At 66.7% G+C, this 24,990-nt stretch carries 22 protein-coding genes; 13 read left to right on the forward strand and 9 right to left on the reverse strand.

The annotated features are described in order from the left end of the window. Window positions 1-236: 236 nt before the first annotated feature. Window positions 237-1,715: an LVIVD repeat-containing protein gene (locus C5O27_RS01070; RefSeq protein WP_042376252.1), complete on the forward strand. Its 1,479-nt coding sequence runs from the start codon at window positions 237-239 to the stop codon at window positions 1,713-1,715. Next, window positions 1,712-2,374: a DUF305 domain-containing protein gene (locus C5O27_RS01075; RefSeq protein ID WP_006358408.1), complete on the forward strand. Its 663-nt coding sequence runs from the start codon at window positions 1,712-1,714 to the stop codon at window positions 2,372-2,374. The genes C5O27_RS01070 and C5O27_RS01075 overlap by 4 nt, the downstream gene beginning before the upstream one ends. Window positions 2,375-2,404: 30 nt before the next feature. Here the strand turns inward: C5O27_RS01075 and C5O27_RS01080 are convergent, their stop codons facing one another. The 3 genes from C5O27_RS01080 to C5O27_RS01090 all read right to left on the reverse strand — a co-directional run bounded on the left by C5O27_RS01080 (window position 2,405) and on the right by C5O27_RS01090 (window position 6,837). Beyond that, window positions 2,405-2,902, reverse strand: coding sequence for an HNH endonuclease (locus tag C5O27_RS01080; protein ID WP_005194436.1), 498 nt, complete (start codon window positions 2,900-2,902; stop codon window positions 2,405-2,407). Window positions 2,903-3,263: 361 nt separating this feature from the next. Continuing rightward, window positions 3,264-4,130 (reverse strand): enoyl-CoA hydratase-related protein, encoded by an 867-nt coding sequence (locus C5O27_RS01085; protein WP_127961676.1) that lies wholly within the window; start codon window positions 4,128-4,130, stop codon window positions 3,264-3,266. A 160-nt stretch (window positions 4,131-4,290) separates the two neighbouring features. Then, window positions 4,291-6,837 carry an ATP-dependent Clp protease ATP-binding subunit gene (locus C5O27_RS01090; RefSeq protein ID WP_127961677.1) on the reverse strand — a complete coding sequence of 849 codons (2,547 nt, stop codon included), beginning with the start codon at window positions 6,835-6,837 and terminating at the stop codon, window positions 4,291-4,293. A 401-nt stretch (window positions 6,838-7,238) separates the two neighbouring features. Here C5O27_RS01090 and betT point away from each other — a divergent pair, with 401 nt between their 5' ends. The 4 genes from betT (at window position 7,239) to C5O27_RS01110 (ending at window position 13,520) form a co-directional block, all read left to right on the forward strand. Next, a complete protein-coding gene (gene betT / locus C5O27_RS01095; RefSeq protein WP_127961678.1) occupies window positions 7,239-9,455 on the forward strand; it encodes a choline BCCT transporter BetT in 2,217 nt (738 codons plus the stop codon). Further along, window positions 9,452-10,969: an aldehyde dehydrogenase family protein gene (locus tag C5O27_RS01100; RefSeq protein ID WP_127961679.1), complete on the forward strand. Its 1,518-nt coding sequence runs from the start codon at window positions 9,452-9,454 to the stop codon at window positions 10,967-10,969. The genes betT and C5O27_RS01100 overlap by 4 nt, the downstream gene beginning before the upstream one ends. Further along, a complete protein-coding gene (locus C5O27_RS01105; protein ID WP_127961680.1) occupies window positions 10,966-12,531 on the forward strand; it encodes a GMC family oxidoreductase in 1,566 nt (521 codons plus the stop codon). The genes C5O27_RS01100 and C5O27_RS01105 overlap by 4 nt, the downstream gene beginning before the upstream one ends. 356 nt (window positions 12,532-12,887) lie before the next feature. Next, entirely contained in the window at window positions 12,888-13,520 is a 633-nt protein-coding gene (locus tag C5O27_RS01110; RefSeq protein WP_127961681.1) for a hypothetical protein, read from the forward strand. Here the strand turns inward: C5O27_RS01110 and C5O27_RS01115 are convergent. After that, window positions 13,517-14,119, reverse strand: a complete 603-nt coding sequence (locus tag C5O27_RS01115; protein ID WP_127961682.1) for a TetR/AcrR family transcriptional regulator — start codon at window positions 14,117-14,119, stop codon at window positions 13,517-13,519. The genes C5O27_RS01110 and C5O27_RS01115 overlap by 4 nt on opposite strands. A gap of 69 nt (window positions 14,120-14,188) precedes the next feature. Between C5O27_RS01115 and C5O27_RS01120 the strand changes: the two genes are divergently transcribed. The 4 genes from C5O27_RS01120 (at window position 14,189) to C5O27_RS01135 (ending at window position 18,699) form a co-directional block, all read left to right on the forward strand. Further along, the gene (locus C5O27_RS01120; protein ID WP_127961683.1) at window positions 14,189-15,067 is read left to right on the forward strand and encodes an alpha/beta fold hydrolase; all 879 of its coding nucleotides are present in this window, start codon (window positions 14,189-14,191) and stop codon (window positions 15,065-15,067) included. A 95-nt stretch (window positions 15,068-15,162) separates the two neighbouring features. Further along, window positions 15,163-15,657 carry an RNA polymerase sigma factor gene (locus C5O27_RS01125; protein WP_127963729.1) on the forward strand — a complete coding sequence of 165 codons (495 nt, stop codon included), beginning with the start codon at window positions 15,163-15,165 and terminating at the stop codon, window positions 15,655-15,657. Beyond that, window positions 15,654-16,976: a VOC family protein gene (locus C5O27_RS01130; RefSeq protein WP_127961684.1), complete on the forward strand. Its 1,323-nt coding sequence runs from the start codon at window positions 15,654-15,656 to the stop codon at window positions 16,974-16,976. The genes C5O27_RS01125 and C5O27_RS01130 overlap by 4 nt, the downstream gene beginning before the upstream one ends. 163 nt (window positions 16,977-17,139) lie before the next feature. Further along, complete coding sequence (locus C5O27_RS01135; protein ID WP_127961685.1) at window positions 17,140-18,699, forward strand: HNH endonuclease signature motif containing protein; 1,560 nt, start codon at window positions 17,140-17,142, stop codon at window positions 18,697-18,699. Here C5O27_RS01135 and C5O27_RS01140 read toward each other — a convergent pair. Beyond that, complete coding sequence (locus tag C5O27_RS01140; protein WP_006358396.1) at window positions 18,696-19,169, reverse strand: anthrone oxygenase family protein; 474 nt, start codon at window positions 19,167-19,169, stop codon at window positions 18,696-18,698. The genes C5O27_RS01135 and C5O27_RS01140 overlap by 4 nt on opposite strands. A 52-nt stretch (window positions 19,170-19,221) precedes the next feature. Here C5O27_RS01140 and C5O27_RS01145 point away from each other — a divergent pair, with 52 nt between their 5' ends. Beyond that, the gene (locus C5O27_RS01145; protein ID WP_006358395.1) at window positions 19,222-20,532 is read left to right on the forward strand and encodes an outer membrane protein assembly factor BamB family protein; all 1,311 of its coding nucleotides are present in this window, start codon (window positions 19,222-19,224) and stop codon (window positions 20,530-20,532) included. 185 nt (window positions 20,533-20,717) lie between these two features. After that, entirely contained in the window at window positions 20,718-21,485 is a 768-nt protein-coding gene (locus tag C5O27_RS01150) for a lytic transglycosylase domain-containing protein (protein ID WP_075862779.1), read from the forward strand. A gap of 1 nt (window position 21,486) precedes the next feature. On the opposite strand, the gene C5O27_RS01155 is transcribed toward C5O27_RS01150, so the two are convergent. From C5O27_RS01155 to C5O27_RS01170, 4 genes are all read right to left on the reverse strand, one after another. Next, entirely contained in the window at window positions 21,487-22,779 is a 1,293-nt protein-coding gene (locus C5O27_RS01155) for a M18 family aminopeptidase (protein ID WP_127961686.1), read from the reverse strand. Between the two features lie 10 nt (window positions 22,780-22,789). Beyond that, window positions 22,790-23,470, reverse strand: coding sequence for a phosphoribosylformylglycinamidine synthase subunit PurQ (gene purQ, locus C5O27_RS01160; protein WP_005201295.1), 681 nt, complete (start codon window positions 23,468-23,470; stop codon window positions 22,790-22,792). Between the two features lie 5 nt (window positions 23,471-23,475). Next, entirely contained in the window at window positions 23,476-23,715 is a 240-nt protein-coding gene (gene purS / locus C5O27_RS01165) for a phosphoribosylformylglycinamidine synthase subunit PurS (protein ID WP_005201292.1), read from the reverse strand. A 68-nt stretch (window positions 23,716-23,783) separates the two neighbouring features. Then, window positions 23,784-24,266: a glutathione peroxidase gene (locus tag C5O27_RS01170; protein ID WP_006358392.1), complete on the reverse strand. Its 483-nt coding sequence runs from the start codon at window positions 24,264-24,266 to the stop codon at window positions 23,784-23,786. A 171-nt stretch (window positions 24,267-24,437) separates the two neighbouring features. On the opposite strand from C5O27_RS01170, the gene C5O27_RS01175 reads away from it, so the two are divergent. Then, window positions 24,438-24,932, forward strand: a complete 495-nt coding sequence (locus C5O27_RS01175) for a MarR family winged helix-turn-helix transcriptional regulator (RefSeq protein ID WP_006358391.1) — start codon at window positions 24,438-24,440, stop codon at window positions 24,930-24,932. Window positions 24,933-24,990 lie beyond the last annotated feature (58 nt).

A 24,990-nucleotide genomic window follows, 5' to 3' on the forward strand; every position in this document is an offset into this window, starting at 1 on the left:
CGGGCCGGGAATGTTCCCGGCGATCCAGGAGTCGTTCGGATGGCCGATGCCCCGCCGCGTGTGCCGACGACATGCCTCTTTCGACGAATCACCCCCACCGTCTCAGTCCGGCCGTTAGCGTGACTCAGGTCACGATCGGAGGGGCGATGACGCCAGATCGATGGAATGTGTCCACAGCACGACGGCGACTACACGCGATCACCTGCCTTGCCGCGGGGGCAGTGCTCGCGTCGACGATGCTGGTGTCGGCGCCGGCGACCGCCGCGAACCACTGGTTCCCGGACATCTCCGACACTTCTGTTCCCAAGGCCGACTGCGGTCCGGGCTCCAAGCCGGAACCGGGCCTGCAGGGTGACGTCAGCGCCGAGGACCGACAGTCGGGCCGGAGCAAGCAGGGCTACAACTGCAACCTGACCGAACTCGGCAATGTGACGGGTGCGGGCGGCGGCATCGTGTCCGCATCCTTCGAGCACTGCAGCTACACCGGAAGTCTCTTTCCCGGCAACAACTTCTTGCCTCAGCCGGGCGTCCAGGTCATCGACGCCTCGAATCCCCGGAACCCGAAGGTCGTCGGGTCGCTGACCGACACCGCGATGCGCGGCGGCACGTGGGAGACCCTGAAGGTCAACAAGAAACGCAAACTCCTCGCCGCGACCGGGGTCCCGCTCCTCTGGGGTGCAGGCTTTTTCGCGGTCTACGACATCTCCGACTGCACCCGACCCAAGCTGCTCAACGCCCGTGGCGGCGGCATCGCCTACCCCATCCCGTTCACCTCGCACGAGGGCGGCTGGTCACCGGATGGCCGAACCTACTGGGCGTCGGGTGTCGCACCCGGTCACCTGAGCGCGATCGACGTCGCCGATCCGCGAAACCCGCGGGTGATCTGGCAGGGACTGCACAGCTTCCTCGGTCACGGTTTCGGCATCACCCCCGACGGCAATCGCATGTACCTGTCGAACATGGCGGGCGTCACGGTCCTCGACATCAGCGCGGTACAGCGTCGTGCGCCGTATCCGCAGGTCCCCCACGTGGCCGCGTACCTGTGGCCGGACGGCCAGCTCAATCAGCACTCGATCCCTATCACCTACCGCGGCACGCCCCACGTCATCACGGCCGACGAGGGCGGCTCGGGCGGCGTCAAGATCTTCGACGTCGCCCGGGTCAACAAACCCCGCTACGCCGCACAGCTCAAACTCGAGATCAACCTGCCCGAACACCTGGACACCCAGTTCCGTTCGTCCATGGGCGGTTCGTTGTTCGGCAGCAACCCGCACTACTGCGCGGTCGACCGTCCGAACGATCCGACGGCGCTGGCCTGCGCCTGGGAATCGTCCGGCATCCGCGTGTTCGACATCCGGGACTTCTCCGCCATCAAGGAGATCGCCTACTACAACCCGCCGGCACAGAAGGGCGCGACCGCACTGACCCGGCCCAACTCACCGCATGTGCTCGGGTCGGTCATCGGCGCACCGGGTATCGAATTCCTCAGCCTCGGAATGTCTCTCGTGAACGGACGAGCCAAGCTGAACGAGATGATCGGTCCGCGCATGGGCATGGTCGTGGGTGGTGACATGGCCACCGACTGGTGCTTCTCCCCGCCGGAGTTCCACGGCAACAAGATCCTCACCACCTGCGCCGACGGGGGCTTCTACGCCCTCGAGTTGAGCAACCGGGTCTACACCCCGCCGCCGGATCAGGATTCCTTCCTCGGATGACCGACCGGCACACCAGTACGCAGATCGCCGGACTGACCTCGCTCGCCGTCCTGCTCGTGGCGGTCGGCGTGGTCATCGGTTCGGTGTGGTCACCCGGCTCGCGGGACGACCTGAAGACGATGAGCCCCTCCGACATCGGTTTCGCACAGGACATGTCGACGCATCACGATCAGGCCCTCCTGATGGCCCGCACAGTTCTCGCCGCCCCCGATGTGGATCCGACGATCCGCGGATTGGCCGACCAGCTCGTCGTCGCCCAATCCGCGGAGAGCGCGACCATGCGCGGCTGGCTGCAGTTCTTCGAGCTGCCGCTGACCTCCGACGAACCGATGTCGTGGATGTCCCACGGTGATTCACATTCCCACGGTGCCGGCTCGGGGACCACGCCCGACGCACCGCTCATGCCGGGCATGGCGAGCACCGAGGAACTCGGCCGACTCGCCACCCTTCGCGGCGACGAGGCCGAGAAACTGTTCCTGCAGCTGATGATCCGGCACCATCGCGGCGGACTCGAGATGGCGCAGGCGGCGTACAACGACGACCGTTCCGGGTCGGCGACCAAGCAGCTCGCCCTGAACATGCTCAGCGATCAGGGAAACGAGATCGGCCAGATGTCGATGCTGCTCAAGGAACGCGGCGCCGAACCCCTGCCCACCTGAACGGTTCTCACGCTCTGACGGTCCGACCTCTCAGTCGGTCTTGGGATGCAGCATGAACATCTCCCAGACCTCCTTCTGGTCCACGGCCCACGGGTCGTAGACGAAGGGTGCGTGCCGCAAGGCCATTCCCGCTTTCCTCGGGGTGCGGTTGGCCTTGAAACCGTTGCAGGACTTGCATGCCGCGACCTGATTGCCGAACGTGCTGGGGCCGCCCTGCGACACCGGCACGATGTGGTCCACGGTGTCGGCCGGACCGTCGCAGTAGGCGCAGATCCATTGGTCGCGACGCAGGATCGTCGCATTGGAGGCGTAGGAATCCATCGTCTTGCCCGCGTACGGACGGTAGGCGTCCCGCTTGATGGCCACCACCTTGTGGATGGGCAGCGACACGGTCGGCGAATGGACGACGCGCACCAAGGGGGTGCCCTCGACGTTGCGTGCGACCTCGGTGGTCAGCAGGACGGCAGCGCGACGCCAGGTGACGCGCGCGAGGATCTGTAATCCCGCATTCGTGACGAAGATGGTCATGGATACTCCTCGATGCGTGGGCGAGTGAGCGCGCCGACCATCGAGGTTCACGACCTCAGGAACTGGTGGCGCTGGATGTGATTGGTCCGGACCGGGTTCGGGCTGGTAGCCCGTACCGGCAGCCGGGGTCGGTCATCCGCCACTCGCGAACGAACACCGCCATACCGATCGACATCTGCGCCACCTCCTTTCCGCTCTCTTCTGGCCTGCTGTTCGCCACGATAACCGCGGTCAGCGCAGCCTGCCACCGTTCATGCCGCGTGTTCGCCGAAGTTCACGTGCTGAACACAGGCTGTTTGCAGCGGAAACGCGTCCGGCCCCGCCAGCTGACAGCTGACGGGGCCGGATTGCTCTGAACAGGTCAGAAGATGTCGGGGAGATCCTCCGACACCTTGTTCGGGTACGTCGCCGGTCGCTTCTCCAAGAACGACATGACGCCCTCGTAAACGTCGCCGGACTGGCCGCGGTAGAAGATCGCCTTCGAATCGGCGTGGTGGGCGTCGAGCGGACTGGGTGCCCCGGCCATGCGCCACAACAGCTGGCGGGTCAGCGCCGCCGAGACGGGTGCGCTGTTCACGGTCATCTCGCGGGCGACGGCGAGCGCGGTCTCGAGGACCTTGTCCTTGGGCACGACCTGCTGGATCAGTCCGCGTTCGTGCGCCTCGTCGACCTGCACCATCTTGGCGCCGACCGTCCACTGGAGAGCCGTCGGCAGACCGACGAGCCGCGGGAGGAACCAGCTCGACGCCGCTTCGGGCACGAGGCCGCGGGCGGCGAAGACGAAGCCGAATTTCGCGTCCTCGGAGGCGATCCGGACGTCGGCGGGCAGGGTCATGGTGACGCCGACGCCGGCCGAGGGGCCGTTGATCGCGGCGATGACAGGCTTGAGTGAGGCGAACATGCGGAGCGTCAGTCTGCCGCCCTCGTCGGCCGGGACCTCGTCGCCCTCGACCGCCGACGACGCGTCGAAGGTCGACCCACCTGCCTCGAGGTCGGCGCCGGCGCAGAACGCCCGGCCGGTGCCGGTGAGCACCACGGCCCGCACCGAGTCGTCGGCGTCGGTCTCGTCGAAGGCCGCCCGCAACTCCTCGCCCATCTGCAGCGTGAAGGCGTTGAGCCGGTCGGGGCGGTTCAGCCGGAAGATGGCGATCTCGCCGTCTCGCTCGACGGTGATGGTGGGCTCGGCCTGCGTGGCCTTACGGCCAACCTCTGATGTATCGCTGCTCACAAGGATCGATGCTATCGACCGCCATCACAGCGCGTTCAAGCAGGAGTCGAGTTTCCCGAGCGAACGCTCTGTCAGTGCGACCTTCGCTCGTCGCGCCGCACACGCAACGGCGGCGCCGCCCTTTCGGGTGACGCCGCCGATTGTGTCAGATCAGCTCAGGTCAGCTCGCGTCCGAGCCGCCGTCGCCTGCCTTGGACAGCTCGACCGGTGCGTCCGGAACCGCACGCGGCTTCTCCGAGCCGGTGAAGGTGAACTTGGCGTCTTCGCCGTCGCCTTCGCCGTCCCAGCCTTCGACGTCGACCAGCACGATCTGCCCGGGAGCGATGTCGCCGAACAGGATCTTCTCCGAGAGCTGATCCTCGATCTCGCGCTGGATGGTGCGACGCAGCGGGCGTGCGCCCAGCACCGGATCGAAGCCACGCTTGGCCAGCAGCGACTTGGCACGGTCGGTGACCTCGAGCGCCATGTCCTTGTTCTTCAGCGCGCTCTCCACTCGGGTCAGCATGAGGTCGACCATCTGGATGATCTCGTCACGCGTCAGCTGGTGGAAGACGACGATGTCGTCGATTCGGTTGAGGAACTCGGGCCGGAAGTGCTTCTTGAGCTCGTCGTTGACCTTCTGCTTCATCCGCTCGTAGCCGGACTTGGTGTCGTCCTTCGACGAGAAGCCCATGCCCACGGCCTTGGAGATGTCGCTCGTACCGAGGTTCGAGGTGAAGATCAGGACGGTGTTCTTGAAGTCGACCGTACGACCCTGACCGTCGGTGAGACGACCGTCCTCGAGGACCTGCAGCAGGGTGTTGTAGATCTCCGAGTGAGCCTTCTCGATCTCGTCGAACAGCACCACCGAGAACGGCTTGCGGCGCACCTTCTCGGTGAGCTGGCCGCCCTCTTCGTAGCCGACGTAACCGGGAGGGGCACCGAACAGACGCGACGCGGTGAAGCGGTCGTGGAACTCGCCCATGTCGATCTGGATGAGCGCGTCGTCCTCGCCGAACAGGAAGTTGGCGAGCGCCTTGGAGAGCTCGGTCTTTCCGACACCGGACGGGCCGGCGAAGATGAACGAGCCCGACGGACGCTTCGGATCCTTCAGGCCGGCGCGCGTACGGCGGATCGCCTTCGACACCGCCTTGACGGCGTCCTCCTGGCCGATGATCCGCTTGTGCAGCTCCTCCTCCATCCGGAGCAGACGGGTGGTCTCCTCCTCGGTGAGCTTGAACACCGGGATGCCGGTCCAGTTGCCCAGGACCTCGGCGATCTGCTCGTCGTCGACCTCGGCCACGACGTCCATGTCACCACTGCGCCACTGCTTTTCGCGCTCGGCCCGCTCGGCGACCAGCTGCTTCTCCTTGTCGCGGAGGCTGGCGGCCTTCTCGAAGTCCTGCGCGTCGATGGCGCTTTCCTTCTCCTTGCGCGCGTCGGCGATGCGGTCGTCGAACTCGCGCAGGTCTGGCGGCGCGGTCATCCGGCGGATGCGCATGCGCGCACCGGCCTCGTCGATGAGGTCGATCGCCTTGTCCGGCAGGAACCGGTCGTTGATGTAGCGATCGGCCAGCGTCGCGGCAGCGACGAGTGCACCGTCGGTGATCGAGACGCGGTGGTGCGACTCGTAGCGATCACGCAGACCCTTGAGGATCTCGATGGTGTGCTCGACCGACGGCTCGCCGACCTGGACCGGCTGGAAACGACGCTCGAGAGCGGCGTCCTTCTCGATGTACTTGCGGTACTCGTCGAGGGTCGTCGCACCGATGGTCTGCAGCTCGCCACGGGCCAGCTTCGGCTTGAGGATGCTAGCGGCGTCGATCGCGCCCTCGGCGGCACCTGCGCCGACGAGCGTGTGCAACTCGTCGATGAACAGGATGATGTCGCCGCGGGTGTTGATCTCCTTGAGGACCTTCTTCAGGCGTTCCTCGAAGTCACCGCGGTAGCGGCTGCCCGCGACCAGCGAACCGAGGTCGAGGGTGTAGAGCTGCTTGTCCTTGAGCGTCTCGGGGACCTGGCCGTTGACGATGGCCTGCGCCAGACCCTCGACGACGGCGGTCTTGCCGACGCCCGGCTCGCCGATCAGAACAGGGTTGTTCTTGGTGCGGCGGCTCAGGACCTGCATGACCCGCTCGATTTCCTTCTCCCGGCCGATGACCGGGTCGAGTTTGCCCTCGGCGGCCGCGGCGGTCAGGTTACGACCGAACTGGTCGAGGACCAGCGAGGTCGACGGGGTGCCGGTCTCGCTGCTGCGACCGCCGGTGCCCGCCTCCTGCGGCTCCTTGCCCTGGTAACCGCTCAAAAGCTGGATGACCTGCTGGCGGACCCGGTTGAGGTCGGCGCCGAGCTTGACCAGCACCTGCGCGGCAACGCCTTCACCCTCGCGGATGAGGCCGAGCAGGATGTGCTCGGTGCCGATGTAGTTGTGGCCGAGCTGCAGGGCCTCGCGCAGCGAGAGCTCCAGCACCTTCTTGGCGCGCGGGGTGAACGGGATGTGTCCCGACGGCGCCTGCTGGCCCTGGCCGATGATCTCCTCGACCTGGCTGCGCACACCTTCCAGGGAGATCCCGAGCGACTCGAGCGCCTTGGCGGCCACGCCCTCGCCCTCGTGGATGAGGCCGAGGAGGATGTGCTCGGTTCCGATGTAGTTGTGGTTGAGCATCCGCGCTTCTTCTTGGGCCAGAACCACAACCCGTCGCGCGCGGTCGGTGAACCGTTCGAACATTGTTCTCCCTCACATTGCTAGCGCCCCGGCCGCCGCGAGAACCACCTCGTGTGCTCTGGGGGGACACTCGGGGCGGATGGGCGACGACCAGCCTGCTTCTACTCTAGAGGTCGCCCTGGGTGCACCTGCAGTTAACGCCCGTGCAGAGTGCACGGATCAACCGCGATGGCGGGGATGTGCACAGTACAACTGCGCAGGCCGGGGCGGTGTTCCCGCTTCGCTACGCCCAGAGCGAACGGGGCGTCGGGTCACCGCCGAAGGGCGACGAGGCGGGTCCGGCCGACAGTACCGACAGCGGTGTTGCCCGAGGGGTCGGTGAACCATCCGAGTTCATCGCCGCGATCGGTGAGTCGGGCAATTCACCCGACCACACGAGTTCGGAGAGGCTAGCGTCACAAGCCATGAGTGTCGGCGAAAGACCTGCAATCCCGTCCACTCCTGACACCCCGGACACCGGGGAACCGACACGACGCCCGAGTTCGGTCAATCTGACCGTCTTCGTCGCTTCGGCCGCCATCGTGCTCGCCTTCGCGATCTGGGCGCTCGCCGCGCCGGAGACCGCGGAGACCGTCATCAACGAGGTGCGGAACTTCATCACCCGCTGGTTCGGCTGGTGGTACTTCATCCTCGCCACCGCGATCGTCGGTCTCGTCGTCTTCCTCGGCGTCAGCAAATACGGGCGGTACCGCCTCGGACCGGAGGAATCCCGTCCCGAGTACAGCCTCTTCACGTGGACGTCGATGCTGTTCGCCGCGGGCATCGGCATCGACCTGATGTTCTTCTCGGTCGCCGAGCCCGTTACGCACTTCCTGAACCCGCCGACGGGCGCGGCGGAGACCAACTTCGCGGCACGTGAGGCCGTGACGTGGACCGTCTTCCACTACGGCATAACCGGCTGGGCGATGTATGCCCTCATGGGCGGCGCCCTGGCCTATTTCGCGTTCCGGCACAACCTGCCGCTGACGATCCGTGCGGCGCTCTACCCGCTCTTCGGCAAGCGGGTCGAGGGACGGTGGGGCGACGCGATCGACGTCGCGGCCGTACTCGGCACGATCTTCGGCATCGCGACTTCGCTGGGAATCGGTGTGGTGCAACTGAACTTCGGTCTCAACGAGATCTTCGGCATCGAGCAGGGCAAGGCGGCGCAGATCGGTCTGATCGCCCTGTCGGTGGTGATCGCCACCGCGTCGGCGACCTCCGGGGTGGACAAGGGCATCCGGCGGTTGTCGGAGATCAACGTGATCCTGGCCATCGGCATGCTGATCTACATCACGGTCGCGAAGGACGCGGACTTCCTCCTCAACGGTCTGGTCCAGAACGCGGGCGACTACGTGTCGACCTTCGCCGACCGCACCCTCGACACGTTCGCCTGGGATCAGGTGAATCCACAGCCCGGCAACGACGCCCGCGCCTTCGTCGACGGCTGGACGCTGTTCTTCTGGGCGTGGTGGGTGGCCTGGGCGCCGTTCGTCGGGCTTTTCCTGGCACGAATCTCCCGCGGACGGACGCTGCGGCAGTTCGTCTTCGGCGTTCTGGTGGTCCCGTTCAGCTTCATCCTGGTGTGGATCTCGATCTTCGGGAACAGCGCCCTGCAAGCAGCCCGCGGCGACAAGGAGTTCGCCGAGACGACGGCATCGGCCCCCGAGGCCGGTTTCTACTCGCTGCTCGAGCAGTACCCGGGCGCGACACTGCTGATCGGCATCGCGACCATCACCGGCCTGCTGTTCTACGTGACGAGCGCCGATTCGGGGTCGCTGGTCATGGGCAACTTCACCAGCCGCCTCGACGATCCGATGGCGGATTGCTCACGGTCGCTCCGCATCTTCTGGTCGGTCGCCATCGGCCTGCTGACGCTGTCGATGCTCTTCGCCGGCGGCGGCGACGGATCGATCCTCACCCTGCAGGCCGCGACGGTCATCATGGGCCTGCCGTTCTCGTTCGTCCTGGGGCTGATCGGTATCTCGCTGTTGCGGGCTGTCCGCACCGAGTCGTACAAGCTCGACAGTTACCGCACCACGCTGCCGAAGGTGATCGCCGTCGGACGCGGGCCGACCGAGCAGAGCAGTTGGCGACACCGCCTGATCGGAACGCTCCGCTTCCCCGGCCGGATCGCAACCCGCAGATACATCACGGCGACGGTGGTCCCGGCGATGCACGAGGTCGCCGCACAGTTCGGTCGCGAAGGCGTTTCGGCGACGGTGGACGAGTCGGCCGCCAACGAGGGCCTGCCGTCTCCTCGTCTGATCGTGAAGCTGGCCGATGTCCCGGCCTTCGAGTACTGCGTGTGGCCGGTGTCCGCGCCGACGCCCACCTACGCGGTCCGTTCCCAGCGTTCCGACGACCGGTACTTCCGGTGCGAGGTGTATCTGACCGAGGGCTCGCAGGGGTATTCGCTGTCGGGATACACCCGGGAACAGATCATCGGCGACATCCTCGACCAGTATGAACGGCATCTCGGTTACCTCCATCTGCGTGACTCGGCGTCCGATCATCACGACCACACCGCTGTCGACCACGACCCCGACACCAGCGGCCCCGCCGCCGGCTCCGCGAGCGCCGGTACCGTCGCGGAGACGGACATACCCGACAGCGACCCGGAAGGAGCACCCGCTCCATGAGTGACACTCTCTACATCGACGGCCGGTGGTGCGCCGCCGAGTCCGGCAAGACTCGTGAGATTCGTTGCCCAGCGGACAATTCGGTGGTGGGCGTGGTGGCCGAGGCGTCCGCGGAGGACACCGAGGCGGCGATCGCCGCCGCCCGGCGCGCCTTCGATGCCGGGGAGTGGAGCGCCACCCCGGCTGCCGAACGCGGCGATCTCCTGCTCCGTGTCGCCGATCAGATCGACGCCCGCCGAGACGATTTCGTTCGTGCCGAGACGCTAGACACCGGCAAGCGGCCGTACGAATCGGACATCGACATGACCGACATCGCGAACTGTTTCCGCTATTTCGGGAAGCTGGCCGCCCAGGACGCCGGCCGTGTCGTCGACACCGGGTCACCCGATGCCGACTCACGCATCGTCTTCGAGCCGGTCGGTGTCTGCGGTCTCATCACGCCGTGGAACTATCCGCTGCTGCAGGCGGCGTGGAAGGTCGCACCGGCGCTGGCCGCGGGTAACACCTTCGTCCTCAAACCCGCCGAGCTGACGCCGCACACCTCGATCCTGCTCCTGGAAGTGCTTGACGGCCTGGGCCTTCCGGCCGGGGTCGCGAACCTCGTGTTGGGTGCCGGCGCGGATGCGGGCGCCCCGCTGTCGTCGCATCCCGACGTCGATCTGGTGTCGTTCACCGGTGGACTCGTCACCGGGCGAGTCATCGCCCGCGAGGCCGCGGCGACGGTGAAGAAGGTGGCACTCGAACTAGGCGGCAAGAACCCCAACGTGGTGTTCACCGACGCCTGCGCCACCGACGAGCTGCTCGCGGCCGCGGTGGACAACGCGCTCAACGCCGCGTTCCTGCACTCCGGCCAGGTCTGTTCGGCGGGCGCGCGACTCATCATCGAGGAGTCGGCCCACGACCGGTTCGTCGACGAGCTGGTTCGTCGAGCCGAGGAGATCCGTCTCGGACTCCCCTACAGCGAGGGCACCGAGACCGGGCCGCTGATCTCCGAAGCCCACCGCGACAAGGTGCACGCCTACGTCGAGAAGGCACGTGCCGACGGTGCGGTGATCCGCACGGGTGGCGCCTTCGCGACCGGCGACCAGGGCTCGGGGAAGCTCGACGACGGATGGTTCTACCTGCCCACCGTCATCGACTGCGCCGACCGTTCGATGGCCTGCGTGCACGACGAGGCCTTCGGGCCGACCGTGACCGTCGAGACCTTCACCACCGAGGACGAGGCAGTGACGCTGGCCAACGACACCGTCTACGGCCTCGCCGGCGCGGTGTGGTCGGCCGACGCCGCCCGCGCACGCCGCATCGCCGGCCGTATCCGGGCAGGAACGGTGTGGGTCAACGACTTCGGACCGTACCTCCCCGAGGCGGAGTGGGGCGGTTACGGCCAGTCCGGCTTCGGCCGTGAGCTCGGGCCGTCGGGCCTGGCCGAGTACCGCGAGGCAAAGCACGTCTACGAGAATCTTCGGCCGGGCGTGACCGGTTGGTTTGCAGACCGGAAGGGGCAGCAACAGTGAGCGAGTCGTACGACTACGTGGTCGTCGGAGGCGGTTCGGCGGGTGCGGCGGTGGCGTCCCGGCTGTCCGAGGACCCGTCGGTCACGGTGTGTCTCCTGGAAGCCGGTCCGTCCGACGTCGGGGACGACGCGATCCTGCGCCTCGATCGCTGGATGGAACTGCTCGAATCCGGTTACGACTGGGACTATCCCATCGAACCGCAGGAGAACGGTAACGACTTCATGCGGCATGCTCGCGCAAAAGTCCTGGGAGGCTGCAGTTCCCACAACAGCTGCATCGCCTTCTGGGCGCCGCGTGAAGACCTCGACTCGTGGGAGCGCGATTTCGGGTGCGCGGGCTGGGGTTCGGAGGAGTTGTACCGACTGTTCCCCCAGATCGAGACCAACGACGCCCCCGGCGATCATCATGGCCGCAGCGGGCCGGTCCACATCATGACGGTCCCGCCGAACGACCCGTGCGGTGTCGCCGTGCTGGACGCTTGTGAGGCGGTCGGCATCCCGAGGGCGGAGTTCAACAGCGGAAAGACGGTCGTCAACGGCGCCAACTTCTTCCAGATCAACCGCCGGCCCGACGGAGTCCGCGCGTCGTCGTCGGTGAGTTACCTGCACCCCCACCTCGACCGCCCGAACCTGACCATCCGCACCGGCTCCTGGGCCAAGCGCATCGTCATCGAGAAGGTCGACGGCGAGCTTCGTGCCGTCGGGGTCGAGATCACCGACAACGCGTTCGGACGCACGTCCAGGATCGATGCCGGACGCGAGGTGATCGTCTCGGCCGGCGCCATCGACACCCCGAAACTCCTGATGCTCTCGGGGATCGGGCCCGCCGACGATCTCCGTCAGCACGAGATCGACGTCTTCGTCGACTCCCCCGGTGTCGGCGAACACCTGCAGGATCACCCCGAGGGCGTCATCGGCTTCGAGACGAAGAAGCCCATGACGCAGGAGTCGACGCAGTGGTGGGAGGCCGGAATCTTCACCACCGTCGACGACGGACTCGACCGGCCGGACCTGATGATGCATTACGGCAGCGTGCCTTTCGACATGCACACGCTGCGTCAGGGCTACCCCACCAGTGAGAACGCCTTCTGCCTGACGCCGAACGTCACCCACGCACGGTCGCGGGGCACGGTGAAGCTGCGATCTCGCGACTTCCGCGACAAGCCGCGCGTCGACCCCCGGTACTTCACCGACCCCGAGGGTTACGACATGCGGATCATGACCGCCGGCCTCCGCAAGGCACGGGAGATCGCCGCGGCCGCACCACTGCAGGAATGGGTTGCGCGCGAACTCTATCCGGGACCCCACACCACCAGCGACGAGGAGCTCGCCGACTACATCCGACGCACCCACAACACCGTCTACCACCCCGTGGGCACGGTCCGGATGGGACCGCCGGACGACGACATGTCGCCGCTCGACCCCGAGCTGCGGGTCAAGGGAGTCGCAGGCCTGCGCGTCGCCGACGCGTCGGTCTTCCCCGAACACACCACCGTGAACCCGAACATCACCGTGATGCTGGTCGGGGAACGGTGTGCGGAGTTGGTGGCGGCAGCGCGGTAGATCGCTCACCGGAGGGTGCGGAAGGATCTGCGCTCGGCCACGGCGTTTACGTCTGCCTCAACCTGGATACAGAGCTCAAACGTGATGCCTTCGGATTCCCCGACGGTCGCACACCCGAACTTTGGAATCGCACCCGTCAGGAGGTCGACGTTGCCGCAGCACCGAGTTGATATGAGACTGCCGTCCAGGCCTGTGAACGTCGGAAATGGCGACACTTCTCTGTCGGTCTATGCCGACGAGGTCAAGCTCGGCGAGATCGGGTTGTCGCGCGGCGGTGTGACCTGGTGGGCGCGAGATGCGAAGAGACCGACGCGCGACATGACTTGGGAGCAGTTTGCACGTCTGATGGAACAGGGTTGACCGACCGGCCGCCCGCCCCACGGCGTGCGCCGGACACACCCCTGACGCTGCGAGGGCGACAACTCTCCGCGACGCTCGGCGACTTCTGGTCCTGGTCGGCATCGGATCTTCTGAGCAACTCGTTGCGTGGCCAACTGGCCGAGTACATCGTGGGGTTCGCGCTCGACTGCCTGCGCGCCGATGAGAGCAGGCGCGAATGGGACGCTTTCGACCTGGTGACACCGAACGGCGTCCGCGTCGAGGTCAAGTCCACCGCGCATCTTCAGTCCTGGGGTCCCACGACCCCGAACTCGCTGGGGTTCTCGATCGCTGAACGCTACGCGTGGGACGCCCGCACGAACACGTCGTCGAATGCACGGCTGAGATCGGCGGATATCTACGTCTTCTGCGTCCACACCGCTACGGATCCCGTCGTTGCCGACCCACTCGAGCTCGACCAATGGGATTTCTTCGTCTTACCGACAGCCACTCTGAACGAGATCATGCCGGGTCAGAAACGGGTCGCTCTCAACGCACTTCGTGTGCGTACAGGCGCGGTTCGATGCGGATTCGACGAGCTCAGCGCGGCTGTGGACCGGGTCCAGGAAACCGGACGCCCATTCGGCGCAGCCGCCTCCGACCTGGCTTAGGCCCGAAACGAATCGACTACGCGGTCGAGAACCGCGGCGACCTCCGCGGTCGCCGCGTCTCGATCCTCGGCCGCGGCGACGTAGAGCGCCGCCTCGTCGAGCGCACCGATCGCCACGTGGGCAAGAGGCCGGGTCGGCTGGTCGATGGCCTGGCCTGCGGCGATCGCCGCCTTGATCAGCCCTTCGACAAGGGCGAAGCCGAACTCCTCGCCGCGTGCTCGCCACTGGGCCCAGCCGAGGACGGACGGCGCCTCGACGAGCGTGATCCGGTGCACCGAGGGCTCGGTGCAGAGCTCGAGGAACAGCCGCATACCCGATTTGAGGGCGGCGATCGGGTTGTCGGCCGCGAGTTCGGCGGATCGCTCGGCGATCTGGGTGACGACGTCCTGCTCGACGGCGTCGTAGACGGCGGTGAACAGACCCTTCTTGTCATCGAACTGGTGGTAGAGCGCGCCGCGGGTCACGCCGGCTTCGGCGACGATCTCCTGGGTGCCGACGTCGGCGAAGCCGCGCTCACCGAAAAGCTTGCGACCTGCAGCGATGAGCGCCGCGCGGGTCGCCGCGGTGCGTTCGGCCTGGGTCCGACGATTGACTTTCATACAGTCTGCACGTAACTTTCGTACTCAGTGTTCGTAAGTTCACTGAGTCTACGAGAAGCGGACCTCGCCATGGCCAACATGCTGCCGACCGTCGAACTCCCGTCTGGGGTCATCGAGTACGCCACATACGGACCCACCGATTCCACCCTGCCGCCGATCGTCTTCATGCATGGGGCCGTCGTCGATCACCGGCTGTGGGAACCGGTCGCCGAACTCCTCGCCGAACGCGGTCACCGGTGCTTCGTGCCGTTGATGCCGCTCGGTTCACACCGAATCCCGTGGGGACCGGATGCGGACCGTTCACCGCGCGGTGCCAGCCGGTTGTTGCGCGAGTTCGTCGGGCACTTCGACCTGTCGTCGGCGACACTGGTGGCCAACGACACCGGCGGCGCGGTCACCCAGTTCGCCCTCGACGAGGACCCGCACTTCGTCAACCGCCTCGTGTTCACCAATTGCGACGCCTTCGATCTGTTTCCGCCGCAACCGTTTCGACTGGACTTCGCATTGATGCGGCAGCGACTCCTGCTGAAGCCGCTCGTCGAAGCGATGCGGTTCAAGGCTCTGCGTCATTCCCCGCTCGGAGTCGGCTTGCTCCTCCACGACCCCGACCCTGGTCTCACCGGTTCGATGTTCACTCCCCTGCAGAGCGACGCCCGCATCCGCGACGACTTCATCGCATTCCTGCGCGAGATCAGCCCGGCGGAGCTAACCACGGTGACCCCACGCATGTCACGGGTCGAGCTGCCCGTGCGGTTCGTGTGGGGTCGTGACGACCGGTGTTTCACTCTCGAACATGGTCGACGATTCGCCTCGGTCTTCCCCGGAGCCCACGGCGAGGGCGCCCGGTTCGTCGAGGTCCCTGATGCCCGGACGTTCGTCTCGCTGGACCAGCCGCGGGCGGTGGCCTCGGAGATCGCGGCGTTCACGACGGAGGCGTCGAAGCGCTAGGAAAAAACTTCGCCGAAGGGCGTCGGGTTCCGTCGCCCACGCACGACGATGAAGACGTGAGCAGCGACCAATCGGCGTCTTCTGGACCAGAGGGACTGCTGGCGGTGTACGACCAGGCACTTCCGGCCGTCTACGGGTTCGTGGTCCGTCGCTGCGCGGATCGGCGGACTGCAGAGGACGTGACCTCGGAGACCTTCCTGGCCGCGATGGACTCCGTCCGTCGGCACCGGGACACCGAACCGACCACTCCGTGGCTGATCGGGATCGCGCGGCACAAGCTCGCCGATCACTGGCGGCGCGCCCAACGCACGCCGGAACCGGTCGAGGAGGTACCCGACCACGGGGACGACCCATGGGACACCGAACTCGACCGCATGGTCGCCCACCACACGCTGGGGCAGCTGACGCCGATCCACCGCGCTGTGCTCACGTTGCGCTACGTCGACGACCTTCCCGTCGGCGAATGCGCCGAGATCCTCGGTCGCACGGTCGGTGCCACCGAGGCGCTTCTCACCCGCGCGAAGCGTGCCTTCCGCGCGGCCTACCCCGAACCACAACGCCAGAGCAGCGGGAGAGGAGGTCACGCATGAACACCCGGAACAGCGCACGCTTCGGCGAGGCACGGGATCCGTTGCACGTACTGCGCGCAGCCGACACCCCCGGCTTCGACGATCCTGTCCAGCCCGACCGCGACTTCGCCGCGTCCCTGCGCGACCGACTCGAACGCGGGGCGACACTTCCGCAAGGAGTCATCATGTCCACCGCAACACAATTCGACGAGCCCGCCACCGTAGAGGCGACGAGCGCGCTGCCCGTGGTCGAGCGACCCGGCGCACTCCCCTACCTCACCGTGGCAGAGCCGCAGGCCGCCATCGACTGGTACACCGCAAACCTCGGTGCTCGGCTCCGTGGTGAGCCGATCGTGATGGACGACGGGTCCATCGGCCACGCCGAACTCGAGATCGGCGGCGGCGTAATCTATCTCGCCGCCGAGTTCCCCGACCTCGGATTGCGGGCGCCCGATCCCGGCCACGTCTCGGTGAGCCTGATGCTCGCCGTCGACGACACCGACGCCGCGGTCGCCACCGCCGCGCGCGCGGGCGCCGCCGTGACCCGTGAACCCTACGAGGCGTATGGCTCACGCACCGGCGTCATCGTCGACCCGTTCGGTCACCGCTGGATGCTGACCGGGCCGTCGAAGGCGCAGCTCTCCGATCGGATTCGTCAGGGCGACATCGGCTACATGTCTCTGAACATCCCCGACGCCGCGCGGGCCCGACGCTTCTACGCCGCCACCCTCGGCTGGGAGTTCGATCCCGAGGGGCGTCGCGTGATCAACGTCGGGCATCGGCTCGGGATCTTCGAGACCGACGGCGAACCAACCGTGTTCTGCGCGTATGCCGTCGACGATCTCGAGGCAGCACAAGCCCGTATCGTCGCGGCCGGCGGACAGGGCGAGTTCGGGACGAGCCCCGACGGTCACCGAGTCGTCGATGCCGTCGATGCGCAGGGCGTGCGTTTCGCAGTGTTCGCCCCCGAACCCGGCGACGTCCGACCCGACCAACACCCGCGCGGCATCGGAGCGATGAGCTACCTCACCGTGATGACCCCGGACAGCGCCCGCTTCCGCGACTTCTACGGTTCGGTACTCGGCTGGACGTTCCACGGCGGGCGGATCGACGACGGCTGGGAGGTCGACGACGGCCGACCCCAGGTCGGGATCGCCGGTGGCGCCGACACTTCCGTCGCAGTACCGATGTGGGTGACCGATGATGTCGAAGCAGCGGTCGAGCGTGTCCGCGCTGCCGGCGGCGGCGTCCTCGAGGAACCCCGCACTGCGCCATACGGCGTCTCGGCCCGATGCACCGACGACCAGGGAGCGGAGTTCTACCTCGGTCAGTTGTTCTGAGCGGCCCGACGGCCAGACTTCAATCCGAGGAGACCTGCTGCCGCACAACCGGTTACCTCGAATTTCCTGTGGATGAGGATCCGAGTATGTCGGTGGGTTGATCTACATTGGTTGGTAACAGATTCAGCCATCCAGGTTGGGCTGTAGACGTTGTGGGGGCAGCGTGAGCAAGTGGACCGATCTACCGAGCGGGTTCCTCGCCGGGGTCGATCCTGCCCACCCCGAATCATCCGACACCGCAACCCATATGGAACGGTTCGGTTCGATCCGCCATGGTGAGGCTTATCTGGCGTGGTGCCGGTATGAGTCGATCGTCACCGTCTACGACCAGCTCGTGGTCAACACTCAGGGCGGATTCTTCATCGACCGCTACACCGAGATGGTGACCCGGGTCTGCCGCGAAGCCGCCATCACCCGCTACCAGGCCGATCAGTGGGTGGGTGAAGCGCTCGCCCTGCGGGACCGGCTACCGAAAGTGCTGACCACCCTGCGCGACGGCATCCTGTCGCGGCAGTTGATCCAGACGGTCATCTCCCGCACCGACCTCATCTCCGACGCCGCGGCCATCGCGGACCTCGATACCGAGATCGAAACCATCCTGCGCACCAGGAAGGGCGCCTGGACCACACCGAAGCTGCGTGACATGGTCGACCGCCTCGTCTTCCGTCACGATCCTGATGCGGTGCGGGAGCGGCGTCGTGAAGCGTTGGACAAGCGCGGTATGTGGACCGAGAACTTCACCGACGGCACCGGTGAGATCACCGGCGTGATGGCCGCGGAGAACATTCGCATCGCGGCACAAGCGGTGAAAGCGTTGGCCGATACCGTGTGTGCGCACGACGGCCGCAACCGTAACCAGCGCAACTCCGATGCCATGTTCGCGCTGTTGACCGGCACCATCTTCGACTGCCAATGCGGGCGTGAGGATTGTGACGCCGAGATCCCCGACCCCGCCGAGGTGGTCCGGTCGGTGAGTACCGAGGTCGTCATCCACGTCGTCACCGACGCCGCCACCCTCGCCGGGGCACCAGGGGTCGGTTGGGTCGACGGCGCCGGCGTCATCTCCGACGACCACGTCCGCGATCTCGCCGAACGGTCGGACTCCACCATCACACCCGTCACCCCGGTCCGCACACCACCGGCCCGCATCGTCGTCGAGGACGTCCCGTCGAACGACGTCGTGATCGTCTACCCCGGTGCGCAAGCCGCCGACCCGTACCGACCCACGGCTGCGTGCGCCGATTTCGTGCGTGTCCGCGATGGGTACTGCACCGAACCCGGCTGCGCCCACTCAGCTTTCGGTAGCGATCTCGACCACGTCACCGAGTACGACCACACCAACCCCGCCCAGGGTGGGGCGACGGCGAGTGAGAACTTGAACGCCAAGTGCCGGTTCGGGCATCTACACAAGACGTTCGGCGACTGGATAGACGTCCAGTACCGCGACGACGACGGGCACCTGGTCACCGAATACCGCACGTCCGAAGGGTTCGTCATTCCCGGTGACGCCGAGAACCTCGAGGACTCCTTCCCCAACCTGCGTCGTATCCGCTACGAACAGCCACCCCAGGCCCCACCGACACCACGGGTCATCACCGGGGACGACACCCCGCCCACCAGCAACCGGCTCGCGCACAAACACGCACGCCGGCGGGCCGAACGTGCCCGCAACCTCCGCGAGCGCGAACGCCGCGAGGCCGCGGACGGCCCGCCCCCGTTCTAACCCACGAGCAACCCGACCACCAGGACGACGACCGCAGCGGTGGTGAGCACCGATCGAACGATGTTCCACGGCATCCACACTGACGTGAATTCCGCCCAGACCCGGTCTGCCTCCGTGCCGTGGACATCGGCGGCGGCATCGAGGCGGTTGTTGGCCGGGACGTTCACCGTCATGGTGATGACGATGCCGAGCAGCGTGAGGAGGGTCGCGGCGAGGACCCACCAGCGCAGCCCGTCATTCCATGCGGCCCAGGTACCGAGGGCACCGAACACGACTCCACCGCCGAAGATGACCGCGAACAGCGGATTGAGGATGGCAGTGTTCATTCGTTGCATCGCCACGACCGCGACGTCGGCGCCGGCGCGGGTCAGTCCGGGGATCACGGCGTAGCCGAAACCTGCCAGCACACCGGCGCTGAGTCCCGTGGTCACGACCGTGAGGGTCACCAGTACATCCTGCAGTGGGTCCATAGAGAACAGTGCACCTCGTGGCCCGCGGAAACGCCATGGTTCACTCTTAGCCATGTCCTCACGCTCCCGCGCCCGGGCGCTTTCCGCGCGCCTGCCGTTCGGCATCGGGACGGTCGTACTGATCCTCTGCGCAGCAATGCTCGTCACCGTCGGAGTGGTGCTCTCCGGCGGCAAGTACCAGGTGGACGACGCCGAGTACGCCTACGGGGAACTGCGCGACTACCACCGTGCGCCGTCCATCGCCTGGACCATCGTCGGCCACGAGGATCTCCCCGACTATCGCGACGAGGTGACCATTCAGGTCGTCGACACCTCCGACGAGGGCTGGCTCATCGCCTACCCGTCGGGTCTGGGCCGCTCGTTCACGATGGTGGACCGCCGCAACGGCCGTCTCCTCTGGGACTCCCCGGTCAACGCCGGCCAGGGCGACTGCGCCTTCAACGAGGCCGGCCAGGTCGGGTGCGCTGTCCAACTCGGCACCCCGCTCGACGACGGCTTCTATCTCGTCGACGACGCCGGGGTCCCGACGCAGACGGCCCGATACCTCGACACCAAGAAGGTCGTGGGACTCGGCAACAACTTCCTACGGGTCAACCGGGTCGGTCACCAGCTCTCGTTGAACACGCCGGCCGGCAAGACCATCTGGGCACGCACCTTCGCGGCACCGGTCGTCGACATCGAGGTCACCGGCGACATCGTCGTCGTCAAGACCGCCGATGCCAGCCAGTTCCTGGTCAACCCGACGAACGGCGACAACCGCATCGCCTGCGACCAGTGCGACATCGCCCTCTATCCGACGGGCGTCACCGTCGAGCACCAGGACTACAACGCCGAGCGTGTCACCACGTACGCCACGATCAACGGACGCGTCGACCCCGACCCCGTCGACGACTCGGAGGGCCTGCAGGTCGAATCCGGGCCGTCGACACTGCCGCTGCTGACCGCCTCCAACCGCATCTTCGCCGATCGCGGCGAGTACGAGGTGCGCGATCCGGCTCGGCAGGGCGCACTGTGGCGGATCAGCGACCGCGAACTGTCGAAGTCGGGCGCCATTGCCTGCGGCTCACTGGTGAACTTCGGACGCCTCGACGGGTCGCGGACGACGTACGCGCTCGCCGACGGCGATCACATCGGCAGCGGTCCGCCGCCCGGTCCGGAGCAGCCAATCCTGGCCAATCCGGCCTGCATCGGATCGACGGGCACCACCATGATCCTGTCGAACCAGGGCCAGCTGACTGCCCTGACACCTGAGAACAGTGTGGCCTGGGAACAGGGCGTCGGTTCGCCCGGATTGATCAAGGTCGTCGAGGGTTACATCGTGCTCAGCGAGGGTTCCACGATGTCCGTTCTGCGTCCGAATTGAGGCGCGTGTGGGCCGTCTCACATCGGAGACCGGCTGCCCCCGACTACCTGCGAAGACACAAACCTGACCCGCTGTCCATACCCTTGTTGGTCACGGGAAGATAACGCTTTGCTCACGACCACGTGTACGGTCGGCTCGGTTCCGAGAGCACGAACCACGAGCAGTACACGTGAGGTCAGTAAGTTTTGGGTAAGCATTCCAAGCCACGGAAGAAAACACGCACACCGCTGTGGGCCACGGCCCTCCTCCCCGTCGGAGTCCTGGCGGGCGCGGCCACCGCAGGAGCCGAGCTGTCGCACCCGACAGCCGCCCCGGAGCCCAGCAGCCTCTCCACGGGCGTGACGGCCACCGCGGCCCCCGCGCTCACCCCCGCCGCGCGGGCGCATCCGATCGCCCCGGCCCCGACGCCGGCACCCGCCCCGGTCATCCGCCCGGCGAGCGTCACCTCCGGCGCGGTCCCCGTGACCAACTACGACGCCTACAAGAAGGCCGCGAGCACCCTCGCCGACACCACCCCGCGCTGCGGCATCGACTGGAAGGTCATCGCCGGCATCGGCAAGGTCGAGTCCCACCACGCCGACCAGGGCAACGTCAATCCCGACGGTGTGCTGCGCAGTGCCATCTTCGGCCCCGTCCTCGACGGCTCGCTCGGCGGCAACGAGGTCATCAGCGACACCGACGGCGGTGAGCTCGACGGCGACGCGGCCTACGACCGCGCAGTCGGCCCCATGCAGTTCCTGCCGTCCACCTGGAAGGCCTACGCCGCAGACGGCAACGGTGACGGCAAAGCGGACCCGCAGAACATCTTCGACGCCGCGCTGACCACCGGTCGCTACCTGTGCGACGAGGGTCTCGACCTGCGCAACCCGGCGTCGCTGACCACCGCGATCCTGCGCTACAACAACTCCATGGAGTACGTGAACAACGTGCTCGGGTTCGCCCGCTCCTACTGATTCAGTTCCGAGCCAAGAAGGCTTGCAACGCAGCGGAATACATCGGCACGTCGGCGGCACCCATCAGTTCGCGCGCGGAGTGCATCGCGAGCTGCGGCGCGCCGACGTCGATCGTGGTGAGGCCCGTGCGGGTCGCGGTGATCGGTCCGATCGTCGAGCCGCAGGGCAGATCCGCGCGGTGGACGTATCGCTGCATCGGCACGCCCGCATCGTCGCACGCCACCGCGAAGATGGCTTCTCCCAACGCATCCGAGGCGTAACGAAGATTCTGGTTCACCTTGAGCACCGGGCCGCCGCCGATCGAGATGCGATGGCCGGGCTCGTGGCGTTCCGGATAGTTCGGGTGCGTCGCATGCGCCATGTCGCCGGACAGGCACACGCTCCCGGCCATCGCTTGCAGATAGTCGGAGCGGGAACCGCCGCGCGACAACACGATCCGCTCGCAGATCGAGGCCAGGAAGTCCGACGCCGCGCCACGCTCAGAGCCGCTGCCGACTTCCTCGTGGTCGAACAGCGCCAGCACTCGCGTATGCGCCGACGACGACCCGTCGAGCAGCGCCCGCAGACCCGCGTAGCAGGTGCCCTGATTGTCCAGACGCGGTGCGCTGAGCAGGTTCTCGGCCGCACCGATCACCGCCGATGGCGCGACGTCGTGGGTCATCAGTTCCCAGCCGAGCAAGGTGTCGGGGTCGATGCCCGCGTACTCGGCGACCCAGCCGAGCACGTCCGGCGTGGCGTCGTCGAGACCCCAGAGACCGTTGAGGTGTCGCTGCGGATCGGGTGAGACGCCCTTGCGGTCCTCCGACAGGTGTATCGCCAGCTGCGGCACCCGCACCACCGGCTCGGTGACGTGGACGAGGGTGTGCGCCACCTGATCTCCCGCCCGGTAGGCGAGGCGACCGGACAGGCCGAGATCTCGGTCGAGCCAGGAGTTGAGCCAGGCGCCGCCGTAGGGTTCGAGCGCGATCATCGCCACCCCGGCCGACGTGCGGTCGGGATGCTGCTTCAACCGCAGGTTGGGGCTGTCGGTGTGGCCGCCGACGATGCGGAAGGCGGGACCGTCGCCGGTCTCCCAGGCGATGATCGAGCCACCGCGGATCACATACGACTTCGACGACGCCGCGGTGACCGCAGCAGGCCACGCCTGCTCCTCGAAAAGCCTTGTGTATCCCGCATTTTCGAGCTCACGGGCGACCGTGGCGCAGACGTGGAACGGCGACGGCGAGGCGTCGATGAACTCACCGAGCCCGGCCGCCGACGCGCTTGTCGGAATCCTCGGCGCTGCGTCGCTCATCCGGACGCACTCAAACCGAGGCGAGGACCGAGTCGATCACCGAGTAGAACAGGCCGAGCCCGTCGTCGCTCGGGCCGGTCAGGGCCTCGGTCGCGTGCTCGGGATGCGGCATGAGACCGACGATCCGGCCGTTCGGGCTGGAGATCCCCGCGATGTCGAGTGCCGACCCGTTGGGATTGCGCTCCGGGTAGGTGAAGACGATCAGACCCTCGCCCTCGAGTTCCTCGAGTTTGCGCTCCGACGCCACGTAGCGGCCCTCGCCGGACTTCAGCGGGATCAGGATCTCCGCGCCGCGCTCGAAACGCGTCGTCCACGCGGTCGTGTTGTTCTCGACGCGCAGCCACTCGTCGCGGCAGATGAAGTGCAGACCCTCGTTGCGGGTCAACGCGCCCGGCAGGAGCCCGGCCTCGCACAGGACCTGGAATCCGTTGCAGATTCCCAGGACCGGCATGCCCTTGCCCGCCGCCTCGACGACCGAACCCATGACCGGCGCGAAGCGCGCGATGGCTCCGGCGCGGAGATAGTCACCGTAGGAGAAGCCGCCGGGCACGATGACCGCGTCGACACCCTTCAGGTCGGCGTCGCCGTGCCACAGCGCAACGGGTTCGGCGCCGGCGAGCCGGACCGCGCGGGCGGCATCGACGTCGTCGAGGGTGCCCGGGAAGGTGATGACACCGATACGAGCTGTCATGCCGCCTACTCCGAGACCCGGGAGACGTTGAAGTTCTCGATCACCGTGTTGGTCAACAACTCTTCGGCGATCCGCTCCAGGGTCACGTCGTCGACGGTGTCGTCGACCTCGAGCTCGAAGCGCTTGCCCTGACGGACGTCGCCGATCCCGGTGAACCCGAGCCGACCCAGTGCGCCGACGATGGCCTGCCCCTGCGGGTCGAGAATCTCGGCTTTGGGCATCACGTCGACCACCACTCGCGCCATGGCACCGCTCCTCAATCTCTACTGATCAGTTCTCGCCTGGTCAGCTTACCGGGTGCCCCCAAATCGACTCAGAGCACGGATTCGATCGCGGCGACGACAGTCGGATCGGTCGGCTCGGTGCGGGGACGGAAACGGTTGACGACCTCACCGTCGGCGTTGACGAGGAACTTCTCGAAGTTCCACTGGATGTCGCCGGCCTCGCCGTCGGCGTCGGTGGCCTGGGTCAGCTCGGCGTACAGCGGATGGCGCGCGTCGCCGTTCACATCGGTCTTCTCCAGCAGCGGGAACGTGACGCCGTAGGTGGTCGAGCAGAAGGTCGCGATCTCCTCGGCGGTGCCCGGCTCCTGGCCCATGAACTGGTTGCAGGGCACGCCCACGACGGTCAGCCCCTTGTCGCCGTAGGTCTTCGCGAGCTGCTCGAGGCCCTCGTACTGCGGGGTGAGGCCGCACTTGCTGGCGACGTTGACGATCAGCAGCGGTCCGCCGAAGTCCTTCAGCGAGACTTCGGAGCCGTCGAGAGAGGTGACCGGGATGTCCTTGATGTTGCCCATGGGGAGAGATTAACCGGTCGCCAGAAGGCTGTCCGGCGCAGGACGAGACGGTCAAACTCTGTACCTGCACCGAGCCTCCCGTGAGACGGGGGTCACACCATCGCGCAGATCATGTGCGATCTCACGCATATTGCGCTTCTGCAATAGTTGCGTCGGAGTTACTATTTTCCGGTGCCTGAGGAACCCACGTGCGCAGCGAGCGCCGACGAGTCGATCGAATCCGCTTCGGCAGCGCTCGTCGCATTCCTCGACCGTCTGCTCGACCTCGGCCGGCCGGAAACCATGGAGAGTCTCGCCGCCACCGACATCACCTTCTCCCAGCTCCGCGTGCTCTGTGCGCTCGGCAGCCACGACGGGCCGATGCCGGTCAACGCCATCGCCGACCAGGTCCAGTTGTCCCTCGCGGCCGCGGGCCGGACGGTCGACAAGCTGGTCAGCTCCGGTCTCGCCGATCGTCGTGAGGACTCGGCAGACCGTCGCATCAAGCGCGTCTCGCTCACCGACGACGGCATGCGCTACCTCGAGACACACCTGGCACTGCAACACGACACCGTGCGACGGTTCGTGGCCGGCCTCCCCGCCGAACTCCGGGACAACCTGTGTTCGGCGCTGCGACCCATCGTCGACGACGGCGTCGACCACTTCTGCAATCTGGCCACCCGTTGACCGCGAACACCTCCCGACACCTACTTCTCAGTCGCATCCCGACCGATAGGACAAACAC

It is taken from the genome of Gordonia alkanivorans (genome assembly GCF_004011905.1).
GTDB lineage: Bacteria > Actinomycetota > Actinomycetes > Mycobacteriales > Mycobacteriaceae > Gordonia > Gordonia alkanivorans.

What these genes read in the sequence shown, in the direction of transcription:
- C5O27_RS01100 (WP_127961679.1), top strand. Translation starts at nt 9,452, where the DNA reads ATGAGTGACACTCTCTACATCGACGGCCGGTGGTGCGCCGCCGAGTCC.
- C5O27_RS01130 (WP_127961684.1), top strand. Translation starts at nt 15,654, where the DNA reads ATGAACACCCGGAACAGCGCACGCTTCGGCGAGGCACGGGATCCGTTG.
- C5O27_RS01080 (WP_005194436.1), bottom strand. Translation starts at nt 2,902, where the DNA reads ATGACCATCTTCGTCACGAATGCGGGATTACAGATCCTCGCGCGCGTC.
- C5O27_RS01140 (WP_006358396.1), bottom strand. Translation starts at nt 19,169, where the DNA reads ATGGACCCACTGCAGGATGTACTGGTGACCCTCACGGTCGTGACCACG.
- C5O27_RS01120 (WP_127961683.1), top strand. Translation starts at nt 14,189, where the DNA reads ATGGCCAACATGCTGCCGACCGTCGAACTCCCGTCTGGGGTCATCGAG.
- C5O27_RS01170 (WP_006358392.1), bottom strand. Translation starts at nt 24,266, where the DNA reads ATGGGCAACATCAAGGACATCCCGGTCACCTCTCTCGACGGCTCCGAA.
- C5O27_RS01070 (WP_042376252.1), top strand. Translation starts at nt 237, where the DNA reads ATGCTGGTGTCGGCGCCGGCGACCGCCGCGAACCACTGGTTCCCGGAC.
- C5O27_RS01090 (WP_127961677.1), bottom strand. Translation starts at nt 6,837, where the DNA reads ATGTTCGAACGGTTCACCGACCGCGCGCGACGGGTTGTGGTTCTGGCC.
- C5O27_RS01075 (WP_006358408.1), top strand. Translation starts at nt 1,712, where the DNA reads ATGACCGACCGGCACACCAGTACGCAGATCGCCGGACTGACCTCGCTC.
- purQ (WP_005201295.1), bottom strand. Translation starts at nt 23,470, where the DNA reads ATGACAGCTCGTATCGGTGTCATCACCTTCCCGGGCACCCTCGACGAC.
- purS (WP_005201292.1), bottom strand. Translation starts at nt 23,715, where the DNA reads ATGGCGCGAGTGGTGGTCGACGTGATGCCCAAAGCCGAGATTCTCGAC.
- betT (WP_127961678.1), top strand. Translation starts at nt 7,239, where the DNA reads ATGAGTGTCGGCGAAAGACCTGCAATCCCGTCCACTCCTGACACCCCG.
- C5O27_RS01115 (WP_127961682.1), bottom strand. Translation starts at nt 14,119, where the DNA reads ATGAAAGTCAATCGTCGGACCCAGGCCGAACGCACCGCGGCGACCCGC.
- C5O27_RS01155 (WP_127961686.1), bottom strand. Translation starts at nt 22,779, where the DNA reads ATGAGCGACGCAGCGCCGAGGATTCCGACAAGCGCGTCGGCGGCCGGG.
- C5O27_RS01145 (WP_006358395.1), top strand. Translation starts at nt 19,222, where the DNA reads ATGTCCTCACGCTCCCGCGCCCGGGCGCTTTCCGCGCGCCTGCCGTTC.